7 protein-coding genes are annotated in these 5764 nt (G+C 72.4%); 2 read left to right on the forward strand and 5 right to left on the reverse strand.

From position 1 onward, the window contains the following. Window positions 1–61 precede the first annotated feature (61 nt). From E1298_RS43270 to E1298_RS43280, 3 genes are read right to left on the reverse strand one after another with little or no spacing between them, the layout of a single operon-like run. Window positions 62–460, reverse strand: coding sequence for a PIN domain-containing protein (locus tag E1298_RS43270; RefSeq protein WP_131903198.1), 399 nt, complete (start codon window positions 458–460; stop codon window positions 62–64). Continuing rightward, window positions 445–702, reverse strand: coding sequence for a type II toxin-antitoxin system Phd/YefM family antitoxin (locus tag E1298_RS43275; protein ID WP_131903199.1), 258 nt, complete (start codon window positions 700–702; stop codon window positions 445–447). Before E1298_RS43275 ends, E1298_RS43270 begins: the two co-directional genes overlap by 16 nt. Window positions 703–744: 42 nt before the next feature. After that, window positions 745–1896, reverse strand: a complete 1152-nt coding sequence (locus E1298_RS43280; protein WP_131903200.1) for an acyl-CoA dehydrogenase family protein — start codon at window positions 1894–1896, stop codon at window positions 745–747. A gap of 130 nt (window positions 1897–2026) precedes the next feature. Between E1298_RS43280 and E1298_RS43285 the strand changes: the two genes are divergently transcribed. After that, window positions 2027–2347, forward strand: coding sequence for a PspC domain-containing protein (locus E1298_RS43285; protein ID WP_131903201.1), 321 nt, complete (start codon window positions 2027–2029; stop codon window positions 2345–2347). A gap of 10 nt (window positions 2348–2357) precedes the next feature. On the opposite strand, the gene E1298_RS43290 is transcribed toward E1298_RS43285, so the two are convergent. Next, window positions 2358–3746, reverse strand: coding sequence for an MFS transporter (locus E1298_RS43290; protein WP_131903202.1), 1389 nt, complete (start codon window positions 3744–3746; stop codon window positions 2358–2360). Window positions 3747–3845: 99 nt separating this feature from the next. After that, window positions 3846–4178: a metallopeptidase family protein gene (locus E1298_RS43295; protein WP_424923214.1), complete on the reverse strand. Its 333-nt coding sequence runs from the start codon at window positions 4176–4178 to the stop codon at window positions 3846–3848. A 40-nt stretch (window positions 4179–4218) separates the two neighbouring features. On the opposite strand from E1298_RS43295, the gene E1298_RS51455 reads away from it, so the two are divergent. Further along, window positions 4219–5764, forward strand: a 1546-nt coding sequence (locus tag E1298_RS51455; protein WP_279499666.1) for a metallophosphoesterase family protein, incomplete at its 3' end; no start/stop codon positions are given.

A 5764-nucleotide genomic window follows, 5' to 3' on the forward strand; every position in this document is an offset into this window, starting at 1 on the left:
GACCCCTGGCAGACCCCGCCCCCACCCTTCTCCTGACCAGGACACCATCAGCGGAAGGCGTTCACGGCTCCACGGCCACCACGCCGGCGAGCCCGCCGAACCGGGCCTTGGCATCGCGGCTGACGACCGCCCGGCCCGTCTCCACGGCATGCGCGGCGATGATCAGATCGTGCGCGCCACGCGGGGCTCCGGCCCGGCGCACGTCGGCGATGAGCCGCGCGTGGTGCGTGGCGGTGGCCTCCGAATAGTCGAGGACCTCGATCACCGAGGTGATCGCCACGAGCGCGCGGGCCCGCTCGGCGGCCCGCTCCGCCGAGTCCGCGAGCTCGATCCCGACGCGGTACTCGGCGATCGTCACCGCGGCGACGGCCAGCTCATCGTCATCGAAGGCCGGCCGGTCGACGGTGCCCCGCTCATACGCGATCAGCACATCGGTATCGAGGATCAGGCGTCGGCCCATGGGTCGCCCTCATCGGTGACGAGAAGGTCCCGCGCGGCGGCCACGTCCGCCTCGAAGCGGTCGTCCGGCGGCGCGATGTCCGCCAGCGCCGCCCGGAGATCAGCACCCGTCCGGCGGCGAGCCGGCCCGATCTCGGCGACGGGCCGATGCCCCCGGGTGATCGTGATGGTCTCGCCGTGCTCGATCGCGTCCAGCAGGTCCGAGAACCTCCGGGACGCCTCGGTCGCTGTCATGGTGCGCATGGGGCCAGCATATCTGATAATCAGATTTCTTCGGCGGGGTGGTCAGCGGAAGGCGTCGAGGCCGGTGATGGCCTTGCCGAGTGTCAGCAGGTGCACTTCCTGGGTGCCCTCGTAGGTGAGGACGCTCTCCAGGTTGTTCATGTGCCGGATCACCGGATACTCCAGCGTGATCCCGTTCGCGCCGAGGATCGTGCGCGCCTCGCGGGCCACGTCCAGCGCCGCGCGCACGTTGGCGAGCTTGCCGAACGAGACCTGCTGCGGGGTGGCCCCGCCCTCGTCCTTGAGGCGGCCGACGTGCAGGGCGACCAGGCCGGCCTGCCCCAGCGCGACCTCCATCCACGCCAGCTTCTCCTGCGTGAGCTGGAACGAGCCGATGGGCTTGCCGAACTGCTCCCGCGTCCGCGCGTACTCGACCGCGGTCTCGTAGCAGGAACGCCCCGCGCCGATGGCGCCCCACAGGATCCCGTACCGCGCCTCCGACAGGCAGCCGAGCGGCCCCTTCAGCCCCTTCACGCCGGGCAGCACGGCCTCCGCGGGCAGCCGGACACCGTCCAGGACGAGCTCGGACGTGACGGACGCGCGCAGCGACAGCTTCCGGTGGATGTCGCTCGTGGTGAAGCCGGGGGTGCCCGCCGGGACGAGGAAGCCGCGGATCCCGTCGTCCGTCCTGGCCCAGACGACGGCGATGTCGGCGACCGACCCGTTGGTGATCCACATCTTGGCGCCGTCCAGGACCCAGTCCGCGCCGTCCCGCCGGGCGCGGGTCAGCATGTCGCCGGGGTCGGAGCCCCGGTCGGGCTCGGTCAGGCCGAAGCAGCCGATCGCCTCGCCCGCCGCCATCCTGGGCAGCCACTCCGCCTTCTGCGCCTCCGACCCGTACTTGTGGATCGCCGTCATCGCCAGGGACCCCTGGACGGAGACGAAGCTGCGCAGCCCCGAGTCGGCGGCCTCCAGCTCGCGGCACGCCACCCCGTACGCGACCGCGCCCGTCCCGGCGCAGCCGTACCCGTGCAGGTGCATGCCGAGCAGCCCCAGCTTGCCGAGCTCAGGCGCCAGCTCGCGGACCGGGAACGTCCCCTCCTCGAACCAGCCGGCCAGTCGGGGCGCGATCCGCTCCGCCACGAACGCCCGCACGGTGTCGCGGACCATCCGCTCCTCGTCGGTGAGCTGGTCGTCGACGCGCAGTACGTCCATGCGGGGCATCCTCTCTCCGGCGCGGATAACGCCGTCAGGGTACGACGGCCTCCCGGGCAAGGGTCGTATCAGGGACCGATCAGGGCGAATCCCGATGTCAGACTCCGTCGCGGCTGGGCATGATCGAGGTATGAACATGGAGAAGAACATCACCACGGGCAAACAGCTGCGCCGCACCCACGAGGGCCGCATGGTCGCCGGGGTCTGCTCCGGCGCGGCGAGGTACCTCGGCGTGGACGCCAACCTGGTCAGGCTCGGCCTGGGCGTCTTCACCCTCTTCGGCGGCGCCGGCATCGCGCTCTACGCGATCGCCTGGGTGCTCGTGCCGGAGGAGGGCGCGTCCACGTCCGTCGCCGAGGACCTGTTCAAGAAGGCCGGCGACTCGCCCGCCGTCCAGGACGCCGTCCAGAAGACCAAGGACGCCGTCGGCAAGAACCGCACCCGCGCCTGACCGGCCGCGGCTAAGGCGCGGGCGCTGAGCGGCGGATGCCCGCGGGCTGATCGTCGCCGAGGGCGCCCGCGGCGTGCGGCGGCGCCTGGCCCGGGACGTCCGCGGGGGCGGCGTCCGGGAGGACGACGGCCGGCCCGGCGCTCTCGCGCATCGAGGACATCACGCCGCCGCGGATCTGGTTCCAGACCAGCGTGAGCATCGCGGCGGCCGACAGCCCGAGGACGCCCGCCAGCGCGACCACCGTCTCGGGGCCGAGGACCTGCGCCGCGGCCCCGCCCGCCAGGATGCCCAGGCCCTGGCCCGCGAGGATGCCCGACTGGGCGAGCCCGAACGCCTGGCCCCGGCCCGCGGGGGGCACCGCCGCCACGAACGCCGCGTTCGCCGCCAGCTGGTACGCGCTGCCCGCCCCGGCCAGCGCCCAGAGCACGACCACCCCCCACAGTGGCGGATGCGTCCCCGACCCGATGAGCGGCAGGCACGCGAACATCGACATCCAGCCCATCGCCCGCAGCCGGTTCGTCGGCCGGACGAACCGGCTGAACAGGAACGCCCCCACCACCATCCCCGTCGGCATCGCCGACATCAGCAGCCCCACCGTGACCGCGCTGCCGCCGAACGTCGCCGCGTACGGCGCGGCCAGGCCCTCGGGGATCACGTAGAACGCGCACAGCCAGGCGAACGACACCAGCGAGCGCAACTTGGGGTCGCCGAACACCAGCCGCACCCCGTCCCGCGTCCCGCGCCAGAGGCCGAGCGACTCGCGCTCGCGCCGCCTGGGCGCCGCCCGCGCCCGCAGGCCCCCGACCAGGATCACCGCCGACAGGCCGAACGTCAGCGCGTCCAGGGCGAGCGCCTCGTACGTCCCGACCACGGCCACGATCGCGCCGCCCGCCAGGAAGCCGAGCATCTGCGCTCCCTGGTGGGTGATGTTGTTGATGGCCGAGCCCGCCACATATCTGTCACCCTCCAGCACGTCCGGCAGGACGGCCGCGCGCGCGGCGGTGAACGGCGCCCCCAGCAGGACGGTCAGGAAGACCAGGGCGCAGAGGCCCCAGATCGGCATGGCCGTGACCGCCATGACCGCCACGATCACCGCCCGCAGGACGTCGCAGACCACCATCACGGTGCGTCGCGGGAACAGGTCGGCGAGACCCGACAGGACGGGCCCGCCCACGATCGGCGGGATGTAGGTCAGCGCATACGTCAGCGCGGTCAGCAGGGCCGAGCTAGTGTGCTCGTACACCAGGACGGCCAGCGCCACCTGCGCGAGCTGGTCGCCCACGAACGACAGCGCCTGCGCCAGCCAGAGGGCGCGGAACTCCCCGACCGCGAACACCTCGCGGTAGGTCGCCTGCTCCTCCGGCGGACGCCGATGCCGGCCGGTCTGCCTTCCCGCCACGCACGCTCCCCTGAGTTGGGCGTCCCACCCATTAACTCACGCTGCGTGGCAGTAATGTGACCTACCGTGCCCAATTGATGAAACCCTTTTGCGTACGGGTCAGTATCCGAGCTCGTCCAGGCGGTGGTCGTCGATTCCGAAATGATGCGCGATCTCGTGCACCACGGTGATCCGGACCTCCGAGACCACCTCGTCCGGGGTGTCGCAGATTCGCAGGATCTCCCGGCGGTAGATCGAAATGTGATCGGGCAGGACCCCGCCGTACCAGTCACCGCGCTCGGTGAGGGGTACGCCCTGATAAAGGCCGAGCAGCCCCCGCTCGGGCGCGTCGTCCTCGACGATGATGACGACGTTGCGCATGTGGGCGGTCAGCTCGGGCGGGATGGTGTCCAGGGCCTCGCCGACCAGGGCCTCGAACGCCTCGCGCGACATGTCGATCACACAGCCATTCTGCTCGACAGAAGGAGGCCCCGTGCCGCGGACGAACGTCCGGTCCGTCCTCGCCGATCGCCTGCCCTCGGCAGCCCGCCGCCCGCTGAGGTCGGCGGGCCGCCATCTGCGCTCGGCGGGGCGGCGCCTGGCTCCGGCGCGCAGCCGTCTCCGCGCCGCCCTGCGCAGCCGGACGGCCCGGACCCTGCTCGTCCTCGCCGTCGGCCTCGCGGGCGGCTACGCGGGCCTCCTCCTCGGCGGGCACGCCACGACCCCCGTCGGCCCCACCGACGTCCGGCTCGCCCTCCAGCCGTCCCTCGGCGGCGGCACCACCCTCCAGCTGCCGCCCCTCGGCGCCCTGCACCTCGACACCCACTGGGGCCCGATCTCCCTGGAGGCCCGCGTCACCAACCTGCGCCCGGACGAGGCCCGCAAGCTGATCGAGAACGACGCCGAACTCGACCGCGTCACCGACCAGATCGCCGTCGAGATGCGCCACGGCGTGACCGTCATGCTCGTCCGCGCCATCGTCCTCGCCCTCGGCCTCGGCTTCCTGGCGTCCCTGGCCCTCTTCCGCTCCTGGCGCCGCGCCCTGCTCAGCCTCGCCGCGTCCGCCACCGGCCTCGTCGCCGTCACCGTCGCCGCCCTGCTCACCTTCAACCCGCAGTCGGTCGCCGAACCCCGCTACACCGGCCTGCTCGCCAACGCCCCCCAGGTCGTCGGCGACGCCCGCAGCGTCGCCGCCCGCTTCTCGGTGTACCGCGCCCAGCTCGCGCACCTCGTCGGCAACGTCTCCAAGCTGTACGCCGCGACCTCCACCCTCCCGACCTACGAGCCCGACCCGTCCACCCTCCGCGTCGTCCACGTCTCCGACATCCACATCAACCCCGCCGCCTGGAACGTGATCCGCTCCGTCAGCACCCAGTTCCAGGCCGACCTGATCATCGACAGCGGCGACCTCATGGACCACGGCAGCAAGGCCGAGGACAAGTTCGCCGACGCGATCTCCGACCTCAAGATCCCCTACGTCTACGTCCGCGGGAACCACGACTCCAGGAACAGCCAGCGGGCCGTCGCCCGCCAGAAGAACGCCGTCGTCCTCGACAACGTCACCCGCGAGGTCGAGGGCCTGCGCATCTACGGCGTCGGCGACCCCCGCTTCACCCCCGACAAGAGCACCCGCGACGACTTCGTCGGCGCCGACCAGCTCCGCGCCGAGGGCCTCGTCCTCGCCCAGAAGCTCCGCGACACCGGCGCCCTCCCCGACATCGCGATCGCCCACGACCCCAGCGAGAGCGAGGCGTTCTCCGGCCTCACCCCCCTCATCCTCTCGGGCCACACCCACAGCCGCTCCACCAAGCTCCTGCCCACCGGCACCCGCCTCTTCGTCCAGGGCTCCACCGGCGGCGCCGGCCTCCGCGGCCTCGAACGCGAACAGCCCACCCCCATCGAGCTCTCCGTCCTGTACTTCAGCCGCGCCACCCACCGCCTCCAGGGCTGGGACGACCTGCGCCTGGGCGGCCTGGGCCTCACCTCCGCCCAGATCGAGCGCCACCTGGAACCCGACCCCGACCGCGCCATCAAGCCCC

It is taken from the genome of Actinomadura rubrisoli (assembly GCF_004349215.1).
GTDB classification, from domain to species: Bacteria; Actinomycetota; Actinomycetes; order Streptosporangiales; family Streptosporangiaceae; genus Spirillospora; species Spirillospora rubrisoli.